The organism is Pseudomonas syringae group sp. J248-6 (genome assembly GCF_032586995.1).
GTDB classification, from domain to species: Bacteria; Pseudomonadota; Gammaproteobacteria; order Pseudomonadales; family Pseudomonadaceae; genus Aquipseudomonas; species Aquipseudomonas amygdali.
Genome location: NZ_JAWHOP010000021.1, coordinates 24,709 through 47,735, shown reverse-complemented (window position 1 = coordinate 47,735; position 23,027 = coordinate 24,709). Strand labels below are relative to the sequence as shown.

At 59.5% G+C, this 23,027-nt stretch carries 21 protein-coding genes and 1 pseudogene; 11 read left to right on the top strand and 11 right to left on the bottom strand.

What is annotated here, in order from left to right:
• The first annotated feature begins 118 nt into the window (after positions 1-118).
• The 7 genes from RYC17_RS21865 (at position 119) to dhaL (ending at position 7,589) form a co-directional block, all read left to right on the top strand.
• Positions 119-1,606 carry a sugar ABC transporter ATP-binding protein gene (locus RYC17_RS21865; protein WP_316904449.1) on the top strand — a complete coding sequence of 496 codons (1,488 nt, stop codon included), beginning with the start codon at positions 119-121 and terminating at the stop codon, positions 1,604-1,606.
• A complete protein-coding gene (locus RYC17_RS21860; protein WP_316904448.1) occupies positions 1,603-2,580 on the top strand; it encodes an ABC transporter permease in 978 nt (325 codons plus the stop codon). Before RYC17_RS21865 ends, RYC17_RS21860 begins: the two co-directional genes overlap by 4 nt.
• Positions 2,581-2,774: 194 nt before the next feature.
• Positions 2,775-3,785: a substrate-binding domain-containing protein gene (locus tag RYC17_RS21855; RefSeq protein ID WP_057403056.1), complete on the top strand. Its 1,011-nt coding sequence runs from the start codon at positions 2,775-2,777 to the stop codon at positions 3,783-3,785.
• A gap of 207 nt (positions 3,786-3,992) precedes the next feature.
• Entirely contained in the window at positions 3,993-4,748 is a 756-nt protein-coding gene (locus tag RYC17_RS21850; protein ID WP_316889820.1) for a GolD/DthD family dehydrogenase, read from the top strand.
• Between the two features lie 29 nt (positions 4,749-4,777).
• Positions 4,778-5,893, top strand: coding sequence for an erythritol/L-threitol dehydrogenase (locus RYC17_RS21845; protein WP_005777414.1), 1,116 nt, complete (start codon positions 4,778-4,780; stop codon positions 5,891-5,893).
• A gap of 40 nt (positions 5,894-5,933) precedes the next feature.
• Positions 5,934-6,935: a dihydroxyacetone kinase subunit DhaK gene (locus tag RYC17_RS21840; RefSeq protein ID WP_058401546.1), complete on the top strand. Its 1,002-nt coding sequence runs from the start codon at positions 5,934-5,936 to the stop codon at positions 6,933-6,935.
• Positions 6,936-6,938: 3 nt separating this feature from the next.
• Positions 6,939-7,589, top strand: coding sequence for a dihydroxyacetone kinase subunit DhaL (gene dhaL, locus RYC17_RS21835; RefSeq protein WP_316904447.1), 651 nt, complete (start codon positions 6,939-6,941; stop codon positions 7,587-7,589).
• 12 nt (positions 7,590-7,601) lie between these two features.
• On the opposite strand, the gene RYC17_RS21830 is transcribed toward dhaL, so the two are convergent.
• The 3 genes from RYC17_RS21830 to RYC17_RS21820 are packed head-to-tail and all read right to left on the bottom strand — an operon-like array spanning position 7,602 to position 11,205.
• A complete protein-coding gene (locus RYC17_RS21830; protein WP_316904445.1) occupies positions 7,602-8,687 on the bottom strand; it encodes an aromatic ring-hydroxylating dioxygenase subunit alpha in 1,086 nt (361 codons plus the stop codon).
• Positions 8,672-10,288, bottom strand: coding sequence for a GH3 auxin-responsive promoter family protein (locus RYC17_RS21825; RefSeq protein ID WP_316889816.1), 1,617 nt, complete (start codon positions 10,286-10,288; stop codon positions 8,672-8,674). Before RYC17_RS21825 ends, RYC17_RS21830 begins: the two co-directional genes overlap by 16 nt.
• Positions 10,288-11,205, bottom strand: a complete 918-nt coding sequence (locus tag RYC17_RS21820) for a fatty acid desaturase (RefSeq protein ID WP_058401542.1) — start codon at positions 11,203-11,205, stop codon at positions 10,288-10,290. Before RYC17_RS21820 ends, RYC17_RS21825 begins: the two co-directional genes overlap by 1 nt.
• 137 nt (positions 11,206-11,342) lie before the next feature.
• On the opposite strand from RYC17_RS21820, the gene RYC17_RS21815 reads away from it, so the two are divergent.
• Together RYC17_RS21815 and RYC17_RS21810 are read left to right on the top strand one after the other, a co-directional pair.
• Complete coding sequence (locus tag RYC17_RS21815) at positions 11,343-12,209, top strand: metal-dependent hydrolase (protein WP_316904444.1); 867 nt, start codon at positions 11,343-11,345, stop codon at positions 12,207-12,209.
• Positions 12,210-12,233: 24 nt separating this feature from the next.
• Positions 12,234-13,181 carry a hypothetical protein gene (locus RYC17_RS21810; protein WP_316904443.1) on the top strand — a complete coding sequence of 316 codons (948 nt, stop codon included), beginning with the start codon at positions 12,234-12,236 and terminating at the stop codon, positions 13,179-13,181.
• Here RYC17_RS21810 and RYC17_RS21805 read toward each other — a convergent pair.
• Positions 13,129-14,244, bottom strand: a complete 1,116-nt coding sequence (locus RYC17_RS21805) for a GNAT family N-acetyltransferase (protein WP_058409386.1) — start codon at positions 14,242-14,244, stop codon at positions 13,129-13,131. The two genes, RYC17_RS21810 and RYC17_RS21805, sit on opposite strands and share 53 nt — an antisense overlap.
• Positions 14,238-14,903: a hypothetical protein gene (locus tag RYC17_RS21800; RefSeq protein WP_057432522.1), complete on the bottom strand. Its 666-nt coding sequence runs from the start codon at positions 14,901-14,903 to the stop codon at positions 14,238-14,240. The genes RYC17_RS21805 and RYC17_RS21800 overlap by 7 nt, the downstream gene beginning before the upstream one ends.
• Before the next feature lie 232 nt (positions 14,904-15,135).
• On the opposite strand from RYC17_RS21800, the gene RYC17_RS21795 reads away from it, so the two are divergent.
• Both RYC17_RS21795 and RYC17_RS21790 read left to right on the top strand, forming a co-directional pair.
• Positions 15,136-16,584 (top strand): fatty acid desaturase, encoded by a 1,449-nt coding sequence (locus tag RYC17_RS21795; RefSeq protein ID WP_057403046.1) that lies wholly within the window; start codon positions 15,136-15,138, stop codon positions 16,582-16,584.
• A gap of 258 nt (positions 16,585-16,842) precedes the next feature.
• Positions 16,843-17,016, top strand: a pseudogene (locus RYC17_RS21790) (LysR substrate-binding domain-containing protein); the annotation flags it as partial.
• Between the two features lie 40 nt (positions 17,017-17,056).
• Here RYC17_RS21790 and RYC17_RS21785 read toward each other — a convergent pair.
• Genes RYC17_RS21785 through RYC17_RS21760 form a run of 6 tightly spaced genes read right to left on the bottom strand, consistent with a single transcriptional unit; the run spans position 17,057 to position 23,023 of the window.
• On the bottom strand, positions 17,057-17,797 hold the full coding sequence (locus tag RYC17_RS21785; RefSeq protein WP_058401539.1) for a GntR family transcriptional regulator: 741 nt from the start codon (positions 17,795-17,797) through the stop codon (positions 17,057-17,059).
• Between the two features lie 28 nt (positions 17,798-17,825).
• Complete coding sequence (locus RYC17_RS21780) at positions 17,826-18,623, bottom strand: TIGR01458 family HAD-type hydrolase (RefSeq protein ID WP_057403044.1); 798 nt, start codon at positions 18,621-18,623, stop codon at positions 17,826-17,828.
• A gap of 38 nt (positions 18,624-18,661) precedes the next feature.
• Positions 18,662-20,245, bottom strand: coding sequence for an alkaline phosphatase family protein (locus RYC17_RS21775; protein ID WP_219171606.1), 1,584 nt, complete (start codon positions 20,243-20,245; stop codon positions 18,662-18,664).
• Positions 20,242-20,829 (bottom strand): dephospho-CoA kinase, encoded by a 588-nt coding sequence (locus RYC17_RS21770; RefSeq protein WP_044321502.1) that lies wholly within the window; start codon positions 20,827-20,829, stop codon positions 20,242-20,244. Before RYC17_RS21770 ends, RYC17_RS21775 begins: the two co-directional genes overlap by 4 nt.
• Positions 20,830-20,843: 14 nt before the next feature.
• A complete protein-coding gene (locus tag RYC17_RS21765; protein ID WP_316904441.1) occupies positions 20,844-21,890 on the bottom strand; it encodes a hypothetical protein in 1,047 nt (348 codons plus the stop codon).
• Positions 21,887-23,023, bottom strand: coding sequence for a hypothetical protein (locus RYC17_RS21760; protein ID WP_316904440.1), 1,137 nt, complete (start codon positions 23,021-23,023; stop codon positions 21,887-21,889). Before RYC17_RS21760 ends, RYC17_RS21765 begins: the two co-directional genes overlap by 4 nt.
• Between the last annotated feature and the right edge of the window lie 4 nt (positions 23,024-23,027).

The window sequence follows — 23,027 nt, the reverse complement described above, 5'->3', positions numbered from 1 at the left end:
TGCTCCAAAACTTTTATATGAAAGAGATTGACTGATCAGAATTTCATTTGATACACATATGCTCACTGAGCAACGCATCAGTGCATCTAATAAGAATTCACAGCACGAGGACACGCCAATGGCTACGCCATTACTGCTCCAGGCTGAAAATGTCACCAAGGCTTACGCCGGTATTCCCGCCCTGCGTGACGGGCGTCTGTCATTACGAGCCGGGAGCGTGCATGCCCTGTGTGGCGGCAATGGCGCGGGCAAGTCCACCTTCCTGAGTATTCTGATGGGCATCACCCAGCGCGATGCCGGGACCATCCTGCTCAACGGCGAACCGGTGCAGTTCAGCCGTCCTGGCGACGCCCTCGCAGCCGGAATCGCAATGATCACCCAGGAACTGGAGCCGATCCCCTTCATGACCGTCGCCGAGAATATCTGGCTGGGCCGCGAACCACGCCGGGCCGGGTGCATCGTAGACAGCAAGGAACTGAATCGGCGCACCCGCGAGCTGCTGGAAGAACTTGAGTTCGATGTCGACGCCACCAGCCCCATGCACTTGCTGAGTGTGGCGCAGATACAGCTGGTGGAGATTGCCAAGGCATTCAGTCACGACTGTGAAGTGATGATCATGGACGAGCCCACCTCGGCGATTGGCGAGCGCGAGGCGCAAACCCTGTTCAAGGCCATTCGCCGACTGGCTGCCCGAGGCGCCGGCATCATCTATGTCTCTCACCGCCTCAGCGAGCTGGCGCAGATCGCCGACGACTACAGCATCTTTCGCGATGGCGCTTTCGTCGAAAGCGGGCGCATGGCTGATATCGACCGGGCACACCTGGTGCGCGGTATCGTGGGCCAGGAGCTGCAGCGCATCGACCACAAGGCCGGTCGTGAATGCGCCGCCGAGTGCTGCCTGAATGTCGAGAGCCTGAGCCGCAACGGCGAATTCGAAGACATCAGCCTGCACGTGCGTCACGGTGAAATTCTCGGCATCTACGGGCTGATGGGCTCGGGTCGCAGTGAGTTTCTCAACTGCCTGTACGGCCTGACCATTCCCGACTCGGGCAGCGTCACCCTGCAAGGCAAACCCATGCCGATCGGCCTGCCCAAGGCAACCATCCGCGCAGGCGTTTCACTGGTCACCGAAGACCGCAAGGACAGCGGCCTGGTACTCAGTGGCAGCATCCTTTCCAACATCGCCTTGTCGGCTTACAGACAGCTGTCGAACTGGTCGCTGATCGATGCGCGCAAAGAGCACAAGCTGGCCGAAGACATGGTCAGACGCCTGCAGATCAAGACCGCATCACTGGACCTGCCCGTTGCGTCGATGAGCGGCGGCAACCAGCAGAAAGTGGTCCTCGCCAAATGCCTTTCGACCGAGCCGGTCTGCCTGCTCTGCGACGAGCCGACCCGAGGCATTGACGAGGGCGCCAAACAGGAAATCTATCACCTGCTGGATCAGTTCGTACGCGCTGGCGGGGCCGCCATCGTGGTTTCGTCGGAAGCACCGGAACTGTTGCGCCTGAGTGACCGAATCGCTGTGTTCAAGGGTGGCAGGCTGGTGACCATCAGCAGCGATGCCGATCTTTCCCAGGAAGTCCTGCTGAGTCTTGCCTCATGAATGCCAAAACCATTATCGCCCCTGCTACCACTGCGCCACGCAGCCGCCTGCGTTTGTCCGTCGATCGCTTTGGCCTGCCGCTGGTGTTTATTCTGCTGTGCCTGGTGATGGCCTTCGCCAGTGAATATTTCATGACCTGGCGCAACTGGATGGACATCCTGCGCCAGACCTCGATCAACGGCATTCTCGCGGTCGGCATGACTTACGTGATTCTGACCAAGGGCATCGACCTTTCCGTCGGCTCTATTCTGGCGTTCGCCGGGTTGTGCAGCGCGCTGGTGGCGACGCAGGGTTACGGCCTTCTGGCTGCGGTCAGCGCCGGTATGTTCGCCGGGGCCATGCTCGGCGTGGTCAACGGCTTCATGGTCGCCAACCTTTCAATCCCGCCGTTTGTGGCCACCCTGGGCATGCTCAGTATCGCCCGTGGCATGACCTTCATCCTCAATGACGGCAGCCCGGTGACGGACTTGCCCGAAGAGTATCTGGTGCTGGGCATCGGAAGGGTCGGCCCGATTGGCGTGCCCATCATCATCTTTGCCGTAGTCGCGCTGATTTTCTGGATGGTCCTGCGCTACACCACTTATGGCCGCTATGTGTACGCCGTCGGCGGCAACGAAAAGAGCGCGCGTACCTCCGGGATCGGTGTGCGCAAGGTGATGTTTTCGGTGTACGTGGTTTCCGGGCTGCTGGCGGGACTGGCTGGCGTGGTGTTGTCCGCCAGAACCACCTCCGCCCTGCCCCAGGCCGGTATGTCTTATGAGCTGGACGCTATCGCCGCGGTGGTCATCGGCGGCACCAGTCTGTCGGGAGGCACCGGCAGCATCGTCGGCACACTGTTCGGCGCATTGCTGATCGGGGTTATCAACAACGGCCTGAACCTGCTCGGCGTGTCCTCCTATTACCAGCAGGTCGCCAAGGGCCTGATCATCGTGTTTGCGGTGTTGATTGACGTGTGGCGCAAGAAAAAACGCTAGGTTCTGTACGAAAAGTCGGCGAGCGAAGGTCAGGCAAGGCAAAAACAGGCGAGGAAGCGGAGTCTACGTGTTGTAAATGAGCATTCCGAGCCTGTTTTTAACGCAGCATCACCGAGCGCAGCCACTTTACGTACAGAGCCCAGGCCTTTTCCTCTGTATGAACGACTGATTACAACAATAACGAGGTTCTCATCATGAAATTCGGTACATCCCTGGCCGCTGTTGCGGCGCTCTCCCTGCTCGCCAGCAGCATCACCCTGGCCGCCGATGGCAAAACCTACAAAATCGGCGCGGCGGTATACGGCCTCAAGGGGCAGTTCATGCAGAACTGGGTGCGTGAGCTCAAGGAGCATCCGGCGGTCAAGGACGGCACCGTGAAGATCACCGTGTTCGACGGCAATTACGACGCACTGACCCAGAACAACCAGATCGAAACCATGATCACTCAGCACTACGATGCGATCATTTTTGTGCCCATCGACACCAAGGCAGGCGTCGGCACCGTGGCAAGGGCGATGGAGAACGACATTCCGGTGATCGCTTCCAACACCCGGGTTGCCGGCAACAAAGTGCCCTACGTCGGTAACGACGATGTCGAGGGCGGTCGCCTCCAGGCACAGGCCATGGTCGACAAGCTCAAAGGCAAAGGCAATGTGGTGATCATTCAGGGGCCGATTGGCCAGTCGGCACAGATTGATCGGGAAAAGGGCGAGCTGGAAGTCCTGAGCAAACACCCGGACATGAAGATCATCGAGAAGAAAACCGCCAACTGGTCACGTGCCGAAGCCCAGACGCTGACCGAAGACTGGCTCAACGCGCATCAGAACGGCGGTATCTCCGGGATCATCTCGCAGAACGACGACATGGCTCTCGGAGCCCTGCAAGCGGTGAAATCCCGCAATCTGAAGCCTGCGGACGTGCCGATCACCTCCATCGACGGCATGCCTGATGCGATTCAGGCGGCGAAGAAAAATGAAATCACCACCTTCCTGCAAGACGCTCAGGCGCAATCCCAGGGCGCACTTGATGTCGCCCTGCGCGCCCTGGCCGGGAAAGACTACAAGCCGCAGTCGGTGATCTGGCAACGCTACGCCAAGGACGTCAAATGGGGCGACGGCACGGACAAGAACTACATCCTGCCCTGGGTGCCGGTCACTGACGCCAACGCCGATGCGCTGTATCAACAGGTCAGCGGCGGCAAGTAAGCCAAGCGTCGTAGCGCAGATTTGTGACGCGGAGCGTCACGAAAGGCATTCCCACGCGGAGCCTGAGGAACGAGAGGTGTCCCTGCCGGCACCGTTCGCTCCAGCGTGGGAGCGCAGCTCTGGGCGCTCTGCGTCCCATCTTGCGTGTGCGGCAACACGCAGAGCGTGACGAATCATCAATCAACCAGCGCTACAGGAGTCATTTTCATGTCTGAATTCTGGAACAAGGCCTTCGATCTCAATGGCCGTTGCGCGGTCATTACTGGCGGGGCCGCAGGGATTGGTCTTGCCTGTGCCCGCCTGCTGGTCGAGCGAGGCGCGCGGGTCGCACTTCTGGACCGGGACCTGGCAGTGGTCGACGTGGCTGCCAGCCTTGGCAGCGGGAACATCGGCATCACAGTCGATCTGCGCAGGATCGATCAGGTCAACAGCACCATCGACACCGTGTTCGAGCACTTCAAGCGCATCGACTATCTGGTCAACAGCGCCGGTGTTGCCGTGCTGGACAAGGCTGTCGATGTCAGCGAAGAGGCTTGGGACACCACTCTGGATATCAATCTGAAAGCCAGCTTTTTCGTGGCGCAGGCCTGCGCCCGGCACATGCTCACCCAAGGCAGCGGGCGCATCGTCAACCTCGCCTCGCAGGCCGCCGTAATCGGCCTGGACCGGCACGTCGCCTACTGCGCAAGCAAGGCTGCCGTGGTCGGCATGACCAAAGTACTGGCCATGGAGTGGGCACCGCACATCAACGTCAATGCCATCTCGCCCACCATCGTCGAGACCGCGCTGGGCAAAAAAGCCTGGGCGGGCGAAGTCGGAGAGCGGGCCAAATCGCAGATCCCGGCAGGCCGCTTCGCCCAGCCGGAGGAAATAGCCGGGCTGGCCCTGTACCTGCTCAGCGATGCCGCCAGCATGATCACCGGCGAAAACGTGGTGATCGACGGCGGCTACAGCATCCAGTAATTCACTTTTCTGCTGCGAGGTTTATCGTCATGTCCACCGTCATTGAACGCACCGCCGAACAACTCTCTCCCGTGATTCCGTCCACCATGCAGGCCGTGGTTTGCTATGGCCCGGAAGACTATCGGCTCGAGACCGTAGATGTGCCGACGCCAGGCCCCGACGAAATCCTCACCAAGGTAGAGCTGTGCGGGATTTGCATGGGCGACATCAAGACCTACCGCGGCGCTCCGTCATTCTGGGGCGATGCCGAGCAGCCCCGTTACGTTAAGCCACCGATGATTCCGGGCCATGAATTTGTCTGCCGGGTGGTCGCACTCGGCCCAGGCGCAGAAAAGCGTGGCGTGCAGATCGGCGACCGGGTGATTTCCGAGCAGATCGTCCCATGCTGGGGCTGCCGTTTCTGCAACCACGGGCAATACTGGATGTGTCAGAAACACGACCTGTACGGTTTTCAGAACAACGTGCAGGGCGCGATGGCCCAGTACATGATCTTCACCAAAGAAGGCATCATCCATAAAGTGCCGGATTCGATTGCCCCGGACGAAGCGATCCTGATCGAACCGCTGGCCTGCTCATTGCACGCGGCAGAACGAGCCAATGTCGATTTCGACGACATCGTGGTGGTCGCCGGTGCGGGCACGCTGGGCCTCGGGATCATTGGCGCAGTGCGTATGCGCAACCCGAAAAAACTCATCGTGCTGGACATGAAGCCCGAGCGCGCCGCCCTCGCCTTGCGCATGGGCGCTGACGAGGTGTGGAACCCGGCCGAGGTCGATGTACTGGCGAAGATCCGTGAGATCACCGGCGGCTACGGCTGCGACATCTATATAGAAGCCACCGGGCATCACAAGGCGGTCAATCAGGGCCTGGCGATGCTGCGTAAACTCGGGCGTTTTGTGGAGTTCAGCGTGTTCAACGACGAGGCCACGGTGGACTGGTCAATCATTGGCGATCGCAAGGAACTGGACGTACTCGGCTCCCATCTGGGGCCCTACATGTACCCGCGCGCCATCGACTTCATCGGCAATCGCAAGATCGACATGCGCGATGTCGTCACGCACAAATTCCCCCTGGCGGAGTTCAAGGAGGCGTTCGCGGTCATGGAGCGTGGCGACAAATCATTGAAGGTCGTTCTGCAACCTTGACCCACCCGATCCTTATAAAAAGAACACAGGAAATCGCGTTATGAACCGAGTGATAAACGACCCGGACCAAGTGGTCGAGGACATGCTGCGCGGCATTCTGGTCGCGCACCCCGAACTGACGCAGAGTGACAATAACCCTCGGGTTATCAGCAAAGCGCGGCCTTCCGTGCAAGGCTCCGTCGGCATTGTCACGGGTGGCGGGTCGGGCCACGAGCCGGCCTTTCTCGGCTACGTCGGCCCCGGTCTGGTGGACGCCGTAGCGGTCGGCGAGATTTTCTCCTCGCCCACTGCGAAAAGCTTTTTCGACGCCTTCCGTGCCGCCGATCATGGGGCTGGAATCGCCTGCCTTTACGGTAATTATGCGGGCGACAACATGAACGTGAAGCTGGCGATGAAAATGGCCGCCAGCAAGGATCTGCAAGTCCGCACCGTGGTCGCCAACGATGACGTAGCCTCGGCACCAAAATCCGATATCGCCAAACGTCGTGGCGTGGCCGGGGAAATTTTCATGTGGAAAGTCGGTGGCGCTGCCGCCGCACAAGGTTATGACCTGAATGGCGTAATTAGAGTCGCGCAGAAAGCCGTGGATCAGTGCCGTTCAATAGGTATCGGCTTGACGCCCTGCACCATTGCGGCGGTCGGCAAACCCAATTTTCAGATTCCGGACGGCAAGATGGAGCTGGGTATTGGCCACCACGGCGAACCGGGCATAGAGGTCATTGCTATCGAATCGGCAGCCGCGATGGCCGAGCGCATGCTGGCACCTATCCTCGCCGACCGCGACTTCAGCGCTGACGACAGCGTTGTCGTGCTGGTATCCGGTCTCGGCGCAACACCTGTCATGGAGCTGTATATTTTTTACGCCGAAGTCGAAAGTCAGCTCAAGGCCAAGGGGTTGCATATTCATCGCTGCTACGTCGGCAATTACTTCACATCGCTGGAAATGATGGGCGTAACCCTCACCGTACTGGGCCTCGACGCCGAACTGAAAACCCTGATCGACCACCCTTGCCGCTCCATCGGCATGACCCAGACGGAGTGAACCATGAGCCAGCATTTCGCCACCCATGACGGCACTGCCATCGTCACTGATCTGGTCAGCGTGATCGTCGCCAACCGCGAATACCTTAGCGAGGTTGATGGCGCGATTGGTGACGGCGACCACGGCATTAACATGGCCAAAGGCTTTGCCCATTGCGGCCGGACCATTGAAGGCCGGCAACTGAGCCTTGCCGAAGCACTGGATGAACTGACCCTCAGCCTGATGGAAGGCATCGGCGGCTCCATGGGGCCACTGTACGGCAGCCTGTTTATCGGCATGGCCGATCAGGTGCGCGGCTGTGAGCAGATCGACGCTGCCACCTTCGCCAGACTGCTGCGCGGTGGCCTCACTTCATTGCAGGACATCACCGAAGCCGGCATCGGCGACAAATGCCTGATGGACACCCTGATTCCAGCCGTCGAAGCTTTCGAGCAGGCCCACGCCCGGGGTGAGTCATTCAGCGCAGCCCTTGACGCGATGAAAAGCGCCGCATCACAAGGGCGCGATTCAACCCGTGACCTGGTAGCGAAGATCGGCCGAGCGAGTCGCCTGGGCGAACGATCGCTTGGCGTGCTGGATGCCGGCGCGGTGTCGTGTTGCCTGATCCTGACGCAACTGGCGGATTCAGTGCAGCCGAGGCTGAAAGTCAGTTAAAGCATCGCGGGATCAAAGCTCGAATCGAATCCGCCGCTCGCGGCGCTGTGCTTGCGGCAGCGCCTCGCCGCGCCGGACCGCAGCAAGCAGTTGCTCGACGCCCACATGGATTGCATCGGCAGGCACATTGCACGGCTTGAAACCGGAGGCGTTGTCGAGCCCTTCGCGATGCGCCCGAATGATTTTGACGTCTTGTTGAATGACGATGTGCGTGTACAGATGGATGAACGGACGCAATATCCGTAGAACCCAGGCCGGCATTGGAAAACGGTATGCAATGTAGGTGTAAACGCGCGACTGGCGATCATCGACTGGCGTGATCTGGCTCACGATCAGAAAGCCTGAGCGTGCCCCCCAGAGGTAATCACAAAACGTCACATTAGGCGCGAGAAAACGATCCGTATGCACAAGCGGCTCGGCGTCCGGGTTGGTCAGCCATTGCATCATCCCGATCTCGTCGACTTCATCGTGATAGACAACCTCAATGCTCTGCGCCTTGCAGGAGAGCGTCGCTTCCATGGTTCGACCGCTGCTGGAACGAAAAATACCCTCGTGAACGAATACCGTGTGCGGCACGTCCAGAAAATTCTGCACCAGACTGCCGACATCGGCGTCGAAGGTGTTGATCATGAAATAGGATTGCCACGGCCGCTCGCCATAGGCCGGAAGCCGAAACATCGGTGTTTCGCGAGCATCGCGTGTGCCGGTGTAAACCCAGACCAGGCCGTCCTGCTCGCAGACGGCAAAATGGCGCTGCCGGTAGCGATAGTCAGGCGACTTCGCTGCGCCCTGCCTGGCGTCTACGCTGGGAATATGTACCACTTGACCGTTCGCGTCATAGCGCCAGCCGTGATACGGGCATACCAGACAATCATCCTTGATTTTGCCGGCTGACAGCCTTGTGCCACGGTGCACACATTGGTCCAGCAGCGCAGCGGGCTGCCCATCGCTGCGGCGAAACAGAACGATATTCAGGCCGAGTATCGTGGCCCGGTATGGCTTGCCTTTGCGCAGCTGCTTTTGCGTGCACGCCACATACCACTGCTCACGTGTGCCGTCGCCATGGGTATCGGTTTCACTGCTCAACGTTGTGTGCATTCAGATCCGTCCGTGATTGCAAGAAGCGCCTCAGCCGTGTCCAGACGGCTGATCAATGCACGCGGCTTGACGTCGCCTGCACGAATGCCCGTCGACTCTGCAGCGCGCTGCAGCAAGTCTGCGAGTTTTTGCGCCCCGCCACAGACAAAACGCATACGCACCGGACCCAGCTGACCCAGTGTGCGCGCGTGTGCATAGTGAAAGGAACGCTGCAGGGCCATTTCAATATCGTTGGCCAACGCAGTGCGGCAAATGCTTGCCAGCGTCGTCGTTGAGGTGCACAAAAGGACCACATAATGCGGCAGTGTGCTGCTGGAGTCGGGTATCAGGCATGCGCTGTCGGCTGCGTCCATGCATTGCGCAAGGGCTCGCTCGACCACTTGCTCATCGAGCTTCTCGCCCACCAGGTCACAGGTACTTGCGCAGCGCCCGACAAACTCCACACGCGGCGTTCCGGCGAGTTTACCGACTACGCGCACCCGGTCACCCAGTGCATATCGGTAAAGACCTGCACCGGTAGTCAACAGCACTTGCGCGGTTTCCCCCATGCGCAGGGAGTGAGCCTCTTTCGGCACCCCGTCGTCCCCGATGAATTCCAGATAATGACTGCCTATCGCCAACGGGCAGCCAGCCCCTTCCCCGAACGGGAGGCTGACCACACCTTCGGTCGCGAACAATCCTTTGGCTAACCAGCGCGCCTGAGGAAAACGCACAGCCAGTTGCTGGGCGTACACGCGACTCGGCCCGTCCATCCAGGAGCTTACCGCCGCCAGACGAGGCCACAACTCGGTGAATACCCCATGAGCAAGCGCGTGGCGCAAGGCTTTCTGGCGGGGTACCGGCAACCTTTCTTCAAGCCAGGCAACTATCTGCCGACTTTCGAGCATTTCAGTGTCGAGCAACGGTTGTAGCAGGCTGGTAAGAAACGTCGGGCTCCACACGCTGATAAAGCTCAACCCGGCATCTGCAATCAGGGCGAGCAGCGTTTGCCTGCGCCAGTGCGCCACGTCGCTGGCCAGTTCAGGAATCAGCAATGTGCCGGCCAGCCCCGCGATTGCACTGCCTTGCAGATATTGCAGATCGCTGACACTGCCGATCGGTATGCCGTTGGCCGTCATTGCAGGCTGCTGCAAGGGCGGCGACATGGACCAGTACCCGCTGCCATGGCTGACCTCCGGGACCTGGCGGTACATATCCGCCAGCCATACCGTCAACGAACCCTGCAATTGGCCAAGGAATTCCTGCGTATAGGGGATGTGTTTCTGCAGTGCACTATTGCCACTGCTGCGCTCGAAGAACAGCGGCGGACTGGCGGTCAGTATCGGCCCTTGTTCCTGCTGCGCACGCTCGATCCAGGGCTGCAGTTGAGCATAGGTATGAATAGGTACCCGCTTGCGAAACTCTTCAGCATCGCGGATTCCGGCAAAATCATGGGCTTGGCCGAAGGCGCAGTCACGGTTGGCCGACAACATACGCATCAATAAACGCTGCTGAGATTGCTCGGGCTGCTCGAACAGACCTTGCCAGTGATCGAGCGTGGCGTGAGCACTGTCCATGAACGAGCGCCACAAGGCCCTTTTCACCTCTTCACCCGCCTGCATCAAAAGTAGGTCTTGTCGAGCTGAGTCAGGTCATCGGGCAGTCGCTGCGGAGGCATGAACACCTGCAGCCAGCCGAACCATAGAGGGCGGGTTTCCTTGAGACTGGATGCCGCATGCATGAGCTGCCAATGCATCTGTGAGTGGCGGTGGTGAGTCAGATTGTAGTTGAAGTTGAGGAATGCCCAGCGGACCAAGCGTGGCGCGCGCATGTTGTAGGCACCTTCGACGACATCTATCGGGGTGCGCATGTGATAGACCCATTGCAGCGATGACCAGGAAAAACCGAATGCGATATAGGCAATCAGAACCACTTCCCAGGACCAGCCAAACAGATAGGCACACGTCAGCCAGACGATAATACCGGTGATGACTTCCTTGCGGATGCGCCGAAAGTCGCTGATCGAGAAATCCTTGAATGCCGCGGCGTAAGTATTGACCTCACCGCTCTGCGACCATCGATCTGCTATACGTGGCGGCAGCAAGGGCAACAGCAGGCTGCCGACGAACGCCGCCAGCCAGATACCGCCGAGCACCGCAAAATAGTATTCCAGCCGTTTACGCAGCAGCGATTCATCCGGCATGGCAAAATCGGCCAGTTCGGCACGTGTGCGGTTCCGTGAGTGGTGCCCGAGGTGATTGATGTGGATCAGCGTCGCGGACGCCCCGAACAGGGTCGAAGCCCACCACATCATCAGGTAATTGAGGGTTTTTTCGCTGTGCGCAAGGCTGTGAAACGCCTCGTGCATCATCGAGAACACACCCTGCATGACCAGACAGAACGGAATCAGGACCAGCCATTTCCATGAACCTGCGCCGGTGTGGGACAGCCAGGTGAGCGTAGCGCCCCAGAATAGCGTCTGAAGCGCCAGTACAGCCAGGTTGGCCTTGTCGAAGCGGCGTGCCGGGGAAATATCCATATATAACTGCGCCTGAATGACCACATTCGAAAGCCCCGAAGTATACCTGCCGGAACGTCAGTATGGTTATTCGGCAGTTTCAAGCCTGCCGGAGTCTGGCACACTGTGCACCTTGACATCACGCTAAGCCGAGCCCCATGTCGCTCTTCAAACGAATTCTGTCCAGACGCTCGGCGGCCATGCTTTCCCCGCAGGTAATCGCGCACCGATCAATACGCTTCACCTTCGATGCCAGTATCCCCCGCTACTGGCATGACGGCCGGACGCACACCACGCGCTTTTTCGATTGTCTGTCGTTCATGTTTCCCCAAGGGGAAAAAATCTTCATCGAGAGTGTGGTGCATTTTCGCCACAAGCTCGACAAAGGCAGCGCTCTGGAAAAGGCCGTCGACGATTTCGTCTATCAGGAAGCGTCGCACATCCGCGAGCACCGTGCCTATAACCTGCTTCTGGGCGCACAGGGCGCACCGGTCGAAAAACTGGAACGCATGCTGTTGCGGCGCAGAAAGGAAAGCGAGCGATTACCAGCCAGCTTTCGTCTGGCACTGACGGCCAGCCTTGAACACATCACAGCAATACTGTCCGAGCAGATTCTGCGAAACCCGGCATTCATGGGGGGCGCCGACCCAACGATGGCCCGCCTGTGGCGCTGGCACGCAATGGAAGAGATCGAGCACAAGGCAGTGGCCTATGACGTGCTGTGCAAGGTGGAACCTAACCCGCTGCGGCGTTACCTGCTTCGCTGGGTAGCGATGACGAGCCTTTCGGTGTACTTCACTTTCGACCTTACTTACTTCACCTATCACCTCGTGCGCGGGGACCGGCAGCACCGCAACTGGCGCGAATGGCTGCGCCTGCAGTGGTGGTTGTTCGTCAATCCGGGCCTGCTTTCGCGCATCGTGCCTGCCGGGCTGTTCTGGTTCGTGCCTGGCTTCCATCCTGACCGAATCGACACACGTGAGCTGCTCGACAACGCTCGCCAGGCGCTTGATGAACAGCGCTGAAGGCAGCTTCCGGGATCGGCTCGTATGAGGACGATCTGGGAACCCGAGGGCTTCGAGGAATGGCAAATGCATTTCCCGGCTACAGCGTTCGTGCGTCATCCTGCGGAGCTGGACTGGACCGATCTGTTCCTGCAGCGCTGGCAAGCGCCCTTGCCCGCCCTGCCAAAAGACACCCTGGTCGTGCTGGTTGCAGGTCTTTACTCGGAATTCATCCTCTACTGCAATCGCGCCTGTGCCCGGTCCCTCACCTCTGCGGGGCACGATGTCCTGCGCATGCCGGTGCGCTCTTCGCGCGGTGTGATTGAGCAAGGCAGGCACATTGCGACCCTACTCGGCAGCAGACTCAAGCCAGACCAGCGCTTTGTGGTGCTGGCTCATAGCAAGGGTGGTCTGGATACGCTGGCAGCGCTGTCACAGAACAAGAACCTGCTCGACGCCTGTGACGGCATCGCTCTGGTGCAGCCGCCCGCAGGACCATCGCCGATCATTGATACGCTGCTGGGCCACGGTGCCGCCGGCGCTGGCAGAAGTTACCGAATGGACAGATTCCGTCAGGCGATGATCAACAGCGCTCCGCTGGCTGCTGGCACCCGGGACATCAGCAGCAGTCGCGATCCACAGGTTGCCAAAATGCTCTCTGCCCTGCCCGACAAGCTGCACTGCCTGCATGTCGTCAGTTGGTCCGCTGCGCGCCGCTCGCAATTCGATACTCACCATCAGCGCCTGAATGCGTTGCGTCCCGGGCATGCGCATGACGGTCAGTTCTATATGGAAAACCTGTCGTTGCCAGGCGTACCGCAGATCTGCCTGCCGGATCTGGATCATGGTCAGCCAATACTGGGCGGCGCAGGCTTTGACCCGGCGAGATTCTGGCGAACATTGCTGGACGTCCTGCACCAGACACGTGCGCCAGAACGCTCTACACCAGATAGATTTCGAAGCCCGGAATACTCGCCGCACAAGCCTCTTTAAAGTCGGCTGCGTGGCTGCCGCAGGGTGCCGTGTAAAGGTCCATCGGCAAGGAAAAGGCGTGATAACGATGCATTGCCTTCCACAGCGGGTCCTGGTCGTACAGGCATAATTGCATCAGCGAATAGTCGTTGCGGACCTGCTTCCAGGCAACATCCAGCAGTGCGCAAAACACCTCGGGGTCACGATGGCGAACCTGCAGATGGGTCAGGTAGATATCCCGCAGGGCCTGGCCAGGCGCGGCGATACCCGGTCGGCCTGCCAGAGGTGCGAGCGCATTGTAGCCAAGGCGCAGTAACTGCTGCGTCAGGGGCATCTGTTCGACGACGATACGTTTTATCTTCCCGGCGTCCCAGGGCGCGACGCAGCCAAGCAGGTTGTCGCGGTCATCGACAGCCAGCAGAAACGAGTCAATGCCGAAATCCGGCCACTGACTCAGCCTGCGCTCAAATTCCGCCTCGCTGAACACACAACCGAACGATTGTCGGGATGACTCGCTATCGAGAAACGCCCTCAGCGCATCCAGATACCGGGGAGCTGCGCGTACCACCCTCACCTTGGCGCTCGTACGGGGAACTCTACTCAAGCCACGCTGGCCGTACACTGAGACGTTACTGTAGCCACGCCAGTGTGCGAGTTTCAGCGGGTTTGCTCGTCGTCCTCGCAGCAGCGACCGGGTCGCCAGGGCGTTGTTACGGATGATGCAGCAATAGGCATGCTGCACGCCTGTTTCACGGGAAAGATCCGCGAGACGCGCCGCTACCTCGGCCATCCATGCCCCGGACAGTCTGCGATCCGGCGTCAGTCGCAGATCGCCCAGATATGCGACCGGCTCGACACCACCGTGCAGGTAGCCATCACGCACCACCAGGCTCGCCGCGCCGCGCAGCTCACCGTCCGGGCTTTCGGCTATCCAGGTGCGCTGATCGTCGGCATGACAGCGATGCAGGGCGAAGTAATCCGGGCTGCGGTCAAAACGCAGCGGCATGCTCCCGCGCATCGTGTGTCGCCGTTGAAAGTCGAGAAGTTGCGAATTGTCCGCCGCACCGGCCTGACGAATCAGCACGCCGAACACTGCTCGGTCATAAACAGCCGTCGAGCCAGCGGCCGCAGGTTTTCGGGGGTGAGACGACACAGGCAGACCAGTTCATCGCCCTCGGCGTAACCAGGGTTCTTCTGCAGGAAATACTCGACTTCCGGCAGCTTCGCGTGATTCTCCGAGATCAGTGCAAGCTCCGCGCTGAGGCGGCCCTGCGGTGTCTTGAATGAAAGCACACCGGTTGCCGGGTCGTAGGCATCGCCGAAACGCGTATGTGCCAGGTGATTCATCAAGGCCTGGACACGAGGCGCTGTCGAATGACCCGCACGCGGTGCGTAATCCAGTACCATTGCCCGCAGATAGCGATAGGTTCTGTGCCCCTTGCAGATCAGAAACCAGTACAGGGGAACATCGGGAGCCTGACGCCACAGGTCGCCCACCAGTCGTGACCAGGCGAAGGCCAGTTGCTGGCTGCCCCAGTGTTCAGGGGTGATGATAGTGTCCCCGGAAAAAACGAATTTGCAGGGCTGATTGTCCCAGCTCATTTCAAACAGTTTCAGCGTTGTGAACCCCATAATCGTGTCATGGGTGTCACGCAGAACGACGCAATGCGTCTTGTCGTCAAGGTCCTGCTCGAATCGAGCCCGGCAGGTATCCTGATAGCAGGCAGAATAAATCTCGAACATCCGATCGATATCATCTGATCGTAAATCGGGGCGCCCAACGGCGGTCGCGCACAAACTCATGGAGGCCTTCGATGTATGGAAACACAATGACCGGATTCTGAATTGCCGGGCCGCCGAGGGCAATCAGTCTCTCCGCACAATGTCCCGTTTCTTCTGAAATCATCGCTGCGCACAGCCTGGCCTGTCCGGGTGTTCGCTTGTGCACGTACTGAATGAACCAGGCTTCGCATCCATGCATCCTCATCACTGCGCCACGTCCAGCACTGATCGCCCCGTTACCTGGCTGTTGGTCTACCTGCTGGTCACCGGCCTGCTGTACTTTCTGGTGACACACGTTCCAATGGGCGCTGTCAGGCTCGTCGAGCCAGGCATCGTCGACCTTCATATGCCCTTGCTGCCGTTCACGCTGCCGCTGTATCTCAGCTATACGCTGGTGATGCCAGTGCTTGTGTACATGGGCCGTAAGTCCTCATGGCTGCTGCCGGTTTTTTTCGCTGGCGCCCTGGCCGCTGGGCTGTGCCTGATCAGCCACCTGTTCTGGCCGACCATGATCCTGCGTCCTGAAACCGGGTCTGCGTGGCTCGACTGGCTGTACCGGCTCGATGCGCCACTGGCGGCCTCACCCAGCGGGCATGTAGCGTTGCCCGTTGCAATCAGCGTCGTCATGGGCGGTTTGCGGCTGCGATCCACCTGGGTATTTGCCCTCTGGAGCGCGGTGCTGATGCTGACGGTGATGACCACCGGGCAGCATGTCTTCACCGACATGGTCTATGGTCTGATCATCGGTCTGGCATGCGGCATGACGACTCTGGTCCTCAGGCGCTGTGCGGTGGACATGCGCACCCTATCGGCAATGCTGCTCGAATGGCTGTGTATACTGGTCACGATTCGTGTCGCGATTTACCTCGCAGACTGGCGCTTCTATCTGCTGACGGTGCTCGTCGTGGCGGCAAGACAGCACGCGTTGTTCGTGCTGTATCACGATGCAACCCACTACCACCTGACTCGACAGCGCAGTATCAACGACTTTCTGATCAATCTGGCTATCGGTGTTCCAGGCCTGGTGCCGATCGAATTCTACCGCCCCCTGCACCTGGACCATCACCAGCACGCGGGTACCGAACAGGACCCGGAACGACGCTTTCTCTATTACCGCCAGCCTTGGCATTTCCGGCCGTTAACCGCGAAGCTGCTGGCCAGACAACTGTTGGGAGACTTGCTGCTGATCAATACGCTGCGCAATATTGCCGCCTACAAGGCCGCAGGAGGCGCGCCGCCAGCGATCACCCGCCCGCTGACTGCGGCAGCGCTGATCTGGCTGATGATTGTCGCCGCGCTCATCTGGCAATGCTCGGCGCAAACGTTCGGTTTGATAGCGATGCTGTGGTTCCTGCCCTTGATTACGGTCGGCACCCTGCTGCAGAAAATTCGCAGCATGGCCGAGCATAGCGGCGGCCCCGGCGTCACACCTGGCTGGGAAGAATGGACATACGCCTGGCGCGTCGGTTGGCTGGGGCGGTTTTTCATCTGGCCCTACCACATCAACCTGCACTTGCAGCACCACCGAGCCGCCAGCATACCCTGGCATGCCTTGCCCTCTGCAGTTCGAGCCGAGGAAAAGCTCATGGCATCCCGCTCGCTTGCCTCGTTGATGTGGTCGAGGCTCAAGCAGAAATACTGATACCTGATTGTACGAGCGTCTTCTTCAATGTTTACTCATGAGCTGAGCTCATGAGCCTATACCGATAACACCCCATTGTTGACCAAATGACAGCGCTATAAGGTGATCCGGACATCACGCTGAAGGTGCGCCTACAGCGCATTTGTCCGAGTTTCACCGAGGAACTGTTCATGAAGACCCGAGAAAAGTCACCGTAGTCATCGGTGCCAGCTCCATAGGGCAAGCCATTGCCCGCCGTGTCAGCGTGGGCAGACCGTCGGCCTGAGTTACATCCCGCATGACCTTGTCGCCGAACACATCGAAGCCGGACGCCTGATTCAGGTGCTCGAAGACTGGTCGCCGACGTTTGCCGGCTTCCACCTCTACTACCCGAGCAGACGCCAGGCATCGCCAGCGTTTGCCCTGTTGCTGGAGGCATTGCGCTATCGGTGATTCATTAAATAACCGAAACGCGCAGCACCGCAGCCACCAATCATTGTGTTTGCACGCGCAGCCTGGCGGGCTCGCGGCTTTTCTCGGCGTAATGCCGCGCGCGACGTAAAACATGCTGGGTGGCTCTGTGCGCTTCCTCCTTGTTGAATTCGACATGCGCTTCCAGCAACTGCTGAGCCTGCTGAGGTTGATGTTGCAGGAGGGCCTGAAGAATGCTGCCATGCTCTTCGTAGGTTGCATCGACTCTGGAGGCGCTGAACTCAAGACGCCGGATAGTCCGGGTCTTCTCGGTGATCTCGTAATGCAGCCTCGCCATTTCCCGGTTACCCACGGCCTCTACCAACGCACAATGAAACCGCTCGCCCAATCCGGCCAGGAGATCGGTGTCCCTCAATCGCTCATGTTTCGGCACCAGCCAGGTGCGTATGAGTTCGTCGATCAGCGGCTCGACGCTCAGGTCCATCAAGCCCAGCCTGGCAAGCGCCTCCAGTTCAAGCACCACACGCACGTCGTACAGCTCTTCGAAATGTCGGGGATCAAAGGGACGTACTTGCCAGCCGCTTCGGTAATAAACCTCCACGTACCCTTCCTGCTCCAGCCGGAACAATGCCTGCCTGACCGGGGTACGACTGGCCTGAACGCGTTCGGCCACTTCACCTTCAGTAAATCGTTCGCCGGGTAATAGGCGAAACTCGGAAATGTCCTCTTTGATCCGGGCGTAAATCCGCTCCGATATGTTTTCCGGGCGTTCTTTCGACTTTTTGGCACATGCTGTCTGCATTGATGATTCGTCCTTGTAATCCGGTTACTTAACGTTGGTCATGACGATCTGCGGCATTGCCGGAGGCCCACCAGCGCGGAAAATCTGCAATGCCGTCAATCACCGCATCCACGTTTTGCCTATGGGCATCAAAAAGTGCCGGATCATATTTTCCGGTACGCACCAGCAGGCTGCTGGCACCAACGGCTTTCGCCCCGGCGCAGTCCGTCAGCACATCATCGCCCACCACCAGAGTGCGGCTGGCGCAGGTATCCAGCTTGCGCAAGGCGGCGTTGAAGAACATGGGTGACGGCTTGCCCATGACCAGCGCCTGAACCTGCGCTGCGGCCTCAAGACCGACGATGAAAGCTCCGCAATCAAGGCGTTCGCCGTCGTGATCAAACCAGAACAGGTTTTTTTGCAACGCAATAAGACGAGCGCCGCCCCGCAGCATGCGGAAACAGCGATTCAGCGTGGCGTAATCGAATGCCTCGCCAATATCGCTGATGACCACCACGTCAGGGTTTGTATCGTCTGTAAGAATGCCGTTGAAGGCCGCTCTGATCGAGTCGGGCACCAGCAGATGGCACTTGAGTTGCGCATGCTGTTGCAAGTAGCCCACACAGGCCGTTGTAGCGGTTTGAATTTCGTCGGGGGCCACCTCGATTCCGGCCCGACACAACTCTTGCGCCAGATCCACCGGCATCTTCGCCGTGGTGTTGGTCAGCAGTTGCAGGCGCAGCCCTTGAGCTCTGGCGAAACTCAGTGCCTCGGCTGCACCGGGTAAAGGCTGTCCCTTGAGCATGAGTGTGCCGTCGATGTCCAACAGCAGGCTGTCAAAATTCATGGATAAGCTCCCTGTGGCTGAAATGATCGGGGCAGGTTTCACAACGCGGCGGTCAGCCATTGGCGAATCTCGGGCAATGTCAGTTCAGCGTTGGCAGGACATGGCAATGGCGTGCTGCTGGCATCCAGTACTACACCACGCAACCACGGGTCAGAGGCACACACCGTGTGGTCGCCACCTTTACGGCTGAGGCGGACACAGTGCTCTGAACGTGCCGCAACCAGTCGGGACCCTCTTGGAGCCTGCCAGTAGCAGGAGCCCGTCCAGCCTTCAGGGAAACACTGCTCGCCCGGACACTCGAACATCGTCCATTCATGTCGAAAAGGCTGCGCAAGGCTTTGCCGCCAGGCTTCGGTGACTGAACGAGGGTCATGCCCCGACATCGCGAGCCGCGCCTCATGGAACAGCAGCAGACCGTTGTCTGCCGGATGAAAGACTACTGCGCTTTTTTGCATATCCGGCACGCCCGCCGAGTCATAGACCAGCCAGCCCTGACGCTCGAAAAATGCATTGGGGTATAGGTCGTGATGGACCGGGGCCATGCCGTGATCCGAATGAGCGACGCAGCGTACCTCGCCACCCGCCGCATCCATGCAGCGCTGAATCAGCTCGTCGACCCAACCCGATACTTCATCGAACAACTGTTGCCCGACCTCGCGCATGCGCTCACTGGCCCAGTCTGGCGTAAGGTATTTGAGCAAATGATGCGAAAGTAGATCGACCACCGGGTAATAACCGATGACTCGCTGTGCATCACCCGCACGGACTGCGCCGACAATGTCGCTGCAAAAGCTTTCATGCATCTCCCGCATCAGTTCCAGCAACAGCCACTCCGCTGTGCCCTGCCCGCCTTCATCCAGCCGCTTGCCCAGTTGTCCGCTGCGATACAGCACGGTCAGGTCTCTGGCCACATAAGCCTTGCTTTTGTCGCTCTGCAAATCCAGCGCCTGAACCTCTTGGTAGCCGAAACTGACCACACTTATCCGGTCCTCGACACATACAGCACGCAGCGCAATCGCCTTGCAAACGTTGCCAGGCCCTTTCTCCGGCAGCGGCAAGTGCACCGTACTGCCCAGCGGCAACCAGCAGGGGGCACGGCCATCCTCCTCTGGCCAGTCGAGCATTGCGCCGCCCTCGCGCGAGCTGACCCTGGCAGCCATTTCCAGCCTCTCGATGCGCAGGTGCCCGCCGTTTTCGATCAACTCGGGAGGTACGGAAAAGCCCTCATAGACACAGCTTTGCCCGAGCAATGCGCTGCCCAGCCTGTCCGGCTGGACAAAGGGCACCGCGCACAGGCGAAAGGTGATGCCTTGGCGAGCCCATTCGTCCCAGACCATGTCGATATCGCGCGGCCAGGCCTGAAAGGCATCCGCCACGGCCAGACAGTTACGAGGTGTCGGCGCGGGGACGAGATAGCCGGTCAAACCGTGCTCGCTGACCTGTGTGCCGCTGAAAATCGACAGCAATGATGGCGGGGTTTGACAATTGGGCGACAACGGCAACAGCGGGTAGAACGGCCAGCCCGCAGAGGGCTGCTCAGGTTTTCTTGCCCGATAACGGTTGACCAGCTCCCACGACAGCCCGTCGATCAATAGCCATATCAACGGATCAACACCTTTCATGAAGCTATCCGCCGTTGAGCACCGTGCATTGCCCATCGGGCCACCACTGCAACACGCTGCTTCAGTTGCGCCAACGAACCGCTATTGGGCAGTACGTAATCCGCGTCGATCCGGCGCATCTGTAGGTCAAGCGCGCTGTTTTCCACCACACTGATATCGCCGCGCTGGCCCAGACGCGATTGCCTCAAGGATGAATCGGCCAGCACTTTGATTACCTGAAAGCCTTGCTCATACAGATACGGCCAGTCGACGGTGTCATCGCGCAGGTCGTCATTGATGACAACCTGCGCACGCGACTGCAGCAACCGCCGTGCGAAGTTCTTGACCAGCGACTGACCGTCCAGAACCCTTAGTTCGCGCGCGATGCACTCCAGCAGGCGCTGGTTCTGACTGCCGCTTGCCAGCTCCACCCCGGCCTGTTCGTAGAACAGGCCTTGCAACTCATACAGTGGCTGGGCCAGCTTGATGACCTCTACCGACAGCCCGGCCTCTTCGAAATGCTCACGCAGCAACTGAGCGGTTGTGCTCTTCCCTGAGCCGCTGGGGGCCACCAGCGCCAGACGCAATTGGGTAGCGTGGTTCATGGAATCTCCTTGTCTCAGGCGCTGATGAGTTCACGCGCCACGCCGACACGACTTTGCCATTGCACGCCGAGCAGCCCCCGGACGATCTGCGCTGGCACGGTATCGGTCAGCGAAGTGGCGTCAAGCAGGCCGTGCCAGGTTGAGGTCACGAAACGGTGCGGCCACTCGAAGAGCGTGGGCGAGTGGATTTGCTCCAGAATCGCATCGCGGCCCATTGCATGGATCTGCAACTTACCCCGCGCCGCGACATTGGGCAGTACGACTGTTTGCAGCCAGCCACAGCCTTCAGGACTGGCCTTGAGTGCGGCGCGCATGGTTTCAGGCATGCACAGGCGTTTTTCGGTGTGTGCAATCGACAGGTCATCAGCCACCGCAGCCAGATCGAGCCGCTTGGCCAGTTCGGGGTGTGTACGCAACGTGCCGACACCGACATGCGGGTAGTCCGGCCAGCCACGGGCACGAACCCGACCGTCGATACAGTCCAGCAACAGCTTGTCACCGGAAAAGTACAGATACCCCTCGGACAGCACCAGGTCCAGCATGGTAGTGGTCTTGCCGGCCCCCTTCGCACCGCCGATGGCAACGATTCCACCGTCCGGCCCGACCACCGCCGACGCATGCATGATCACACTGCCTTTGGCCTGCTCGACCAGCAGGCCGTAGTAGCGCACCAGCTCGATCAAGTGAATGAATGCGCTTTCGTCGCCGTGAAAATCAACAGTGTGACGTGCCCGGTCAATCCGGTAGCCGACCTGCGTATCGGCATCCCAGGCGTAGTCCAGACCGGTCTGCGGGTCGTGGCCACGCAGAACACGCAGGGTAAAACCAGGGGCATAGGTTTCGCGGATGATGTCGGGGGTGACGCAGAGGCCAACCCACTCCGGTTTGAAAGCGGTGCTGTCGTGCAGCCGGACCCTTAAATCGACCGTTGTCTGGCCGTCGTCCGCGACTTCGGCAAAGTAAGGTGCCAGGAACACTCGCAGCCGCTGGGCCAGCGCGGAGCCCGAGGTCTGATCATCCAGTTCGAATCGATAGCGTCCATTGCAAAGATAGCGGCTCATGAGTACAGGCTCTCCCGGGTGGTGATAAAAGGCGATGGCGAGTGCAGAAATGCAAAACGGTCGGCCAGCGGCCAGCATTCCTGGCGACGCTCGTCCAGGAACGCGTGCAGACGCGTCATCAGCTCGTGCAGATCGGCGTTAATTGCCTGAGGGTCTATTACGCCTCGGGACTTGAGAAAGCGCACTTCACCGCGTGTCGTACTTACCGAATGCGCAGCTAGCGGCGTGCAGGTCTCGAACGTGATCACGAACAGGTTGCCGCTTTGCACCGATTCGCACGGCGCACTGAATGCATAACGTCGATACTCGCCAAGTGCCTGCAATGTGCTGTCAACGCTCATGGCCATGGCCTCCAGCGTCGGTGAGCCCAGCGCCAGGTGCTTCACCGTGCCCGACAAGCTCCCGGACGCACTGCGAAACAACTGCACGATGGGTTCATTGACCGCCAGCTTGCGTTTGCGGCTGCAATGTTCGACCCACACATAGCCCCCGTCCTCATCCCGGGCGGCGGTAACCTGATGATCCCAGACCTGAAACTCGTCACCGCACTGACTGGTGAACGGCGCCATTGCCGGGCTGAAACTGGCATCAAACCAGGCCTCGCCGAGCATCCGCGCATGGCAATCAGGCGCCAGCTCGAAGGACTCGACATACGTCTGCTCGGTAGTGGTGTAGCGACATTCCCAATTGTTGATCGCCAGGTGGTTACGTTCGAACGCGTTGCGCAGCGCCATCAACAGGTTCTGCGGGACTGCGGGCTGCTCGATCTCAAGCGGAGGCTGTACGAAAAGCGAACGATGCACATCAATGCGATTCAGCAAGTGACTGATATACACGTGGTCCGCCTGTAACGTGATGACCGCAAGCGGGATGGCGGCTCCGGACAGGTTGTGGCAAGTTTCGTCGCCCAGATCACCGTTTTCATCATCAAGAAGCATTGCCCCATCGGCGTCCCAGCGGGCCAGAACCCGGTGGCTGCCTCGCAGGTCAGCGACCGCGGTCAGCTCGCCCAGCAATGCCGTGTCCGCAGCAATGGCATACAACGTGTGGTCATCGCTGCCGAACGGCTCCTGATGGCGGATCTTCCAGCTACCAAACACAATAGCCGTTTGCGTGGTCGTGGATTGCGACATGATT

Coding starts and splice junctions, on each gene's coding strand:
- RYC17_RS21865 (WP_316904449.1), top strand. CDS start 119: ATGGCTACGCCATTACTGCTCCAGGCTGAAAATGTCACCAAGGCTTAC.
- RYC17_RS21860 (WP_316904448.1), top strand. CDS start 1,603: ATGAATGCCAAAACCATTATCGCCCCTGCTACCACTGCGCCACGCAGC.
- RYC17_RS21855 (WP_057403056.1), top strand. CDS start 2,775: ATGAAATTCGGTACATCCCTGGCCGCTGTTGCGGCGCTCTCCCTGCTC.
- RYC17_RS21850 (WP_316889820.1), top strand. CDS start 3,993: ATGTCTGAATTCTGGAACAAGGCCTTCGATCTCAATGGCCGTTGCGCG.
- RYC17_RS21845 (WP_005777414.1), top strand. CDS start 4,778: ATGTCCACCGTCATTGAACGCACCGCCGAACAACTCTCTCCCGTGATT.
- RYC17_RS21840 (WP_058401546.1), top strand. CDS start 5,934: ATGAACCGAGTGATAAACGACCCGGACCAAGTGGTCGAGGACATGCTG.
- dhaL (WP_316904447.1), top strand. CDS start 6,939: ATGAGCCAGCATTTCGCCACCCATGACGGCACTGCCATCGTCACTGAT.
- RYC17_RS21830 (WP_316904445.1), bottom strand. CDS start 8,687: ATGCACACAACGTTGAGCAGTGAAACCGATACCCATGGCGACGGCACA.
- RYC17_RS21825 (WP_316889816.1), bottom strand. CDS start 10,288: ATGCAGGCGGGTGAAGAGGTGAAAAGGGCCTTGTGGCGCTCGTTCATG.
- RYC17_RS21820 (WP_058401542.1), bottom strand. CDS start 11,205: ATGGATATTTCCCCGGCACGCCGCTTCGACAAGGCCAACCTGGCTGTA.
- RYC17_RS21815 (WP_316904444.1), top strand. CDS start 11,343: ATGTCGCTCTTCAAACGAATTCTGTCCAGACGCTCGGCGGCCATGCTT.
- RYC17_RS21810 (WP_316904443.1), top strand. CDS start 12,234: ATGAGGACGATCTGGGAACCCGAGGGCTTCGAGGAATGGCAAATGCAT.
- RYC17_RS21800 (WP_057432522.1), bottom strand. CDS start 14,903: ATGTTCGAGATTTATTCTGCCTGCTATCAGGATACCTGCCGGGCTCGA.
- RYC17_RS21795 (WP_057403046.1), top strand. CDS start 15,136: ATGCATCCTCATCACTGCGCCACGTCCAGCACTGATCGCCCCGTTACC.
- RYC17_RS21785 (WP_058401539.1), bottom strand. CDS start 17,797: ATGCAGACAGCATGTGCCAAAAAGTCGAAAGAACGCCCGGAAAACATA.
- RYC17_RS21780 (WP_057403044.1), bottom strand. CDS start 18,623: ATGAATTTTGACAGCCTGCTGTTGGACATCGACGGCACACTCATGCTC.
- RYC17_RS21775 (WP_219171606.1), bottom strand. CDS start 20,245: ATGAAAGGTGTTGATCCGTTGATATGGCTATTGATCGACGGGCTGTCG.
- RYC17_RS21770 (WP_044321502.1), bottom strand. CDS start 20,829: ATGAACCACGCTACCCAATTGCGTCTGGCGCTGGTGGCCCCCAGCGGC.
- RYC17_RS21765 (WP_316904441.1), bottom strand. CDS start 21,890: ATGAGCCGCTATCTTTGCAATGGACGCTATCGATTCGAACTGGATGAT.
- RYC17_RS21760 (WP_316904440.1), bottom strand. CDS start 23,023: ATGTCGCAATCCACGACCACGCAAACGGCTATTGTGTTTGGTAGCTGG.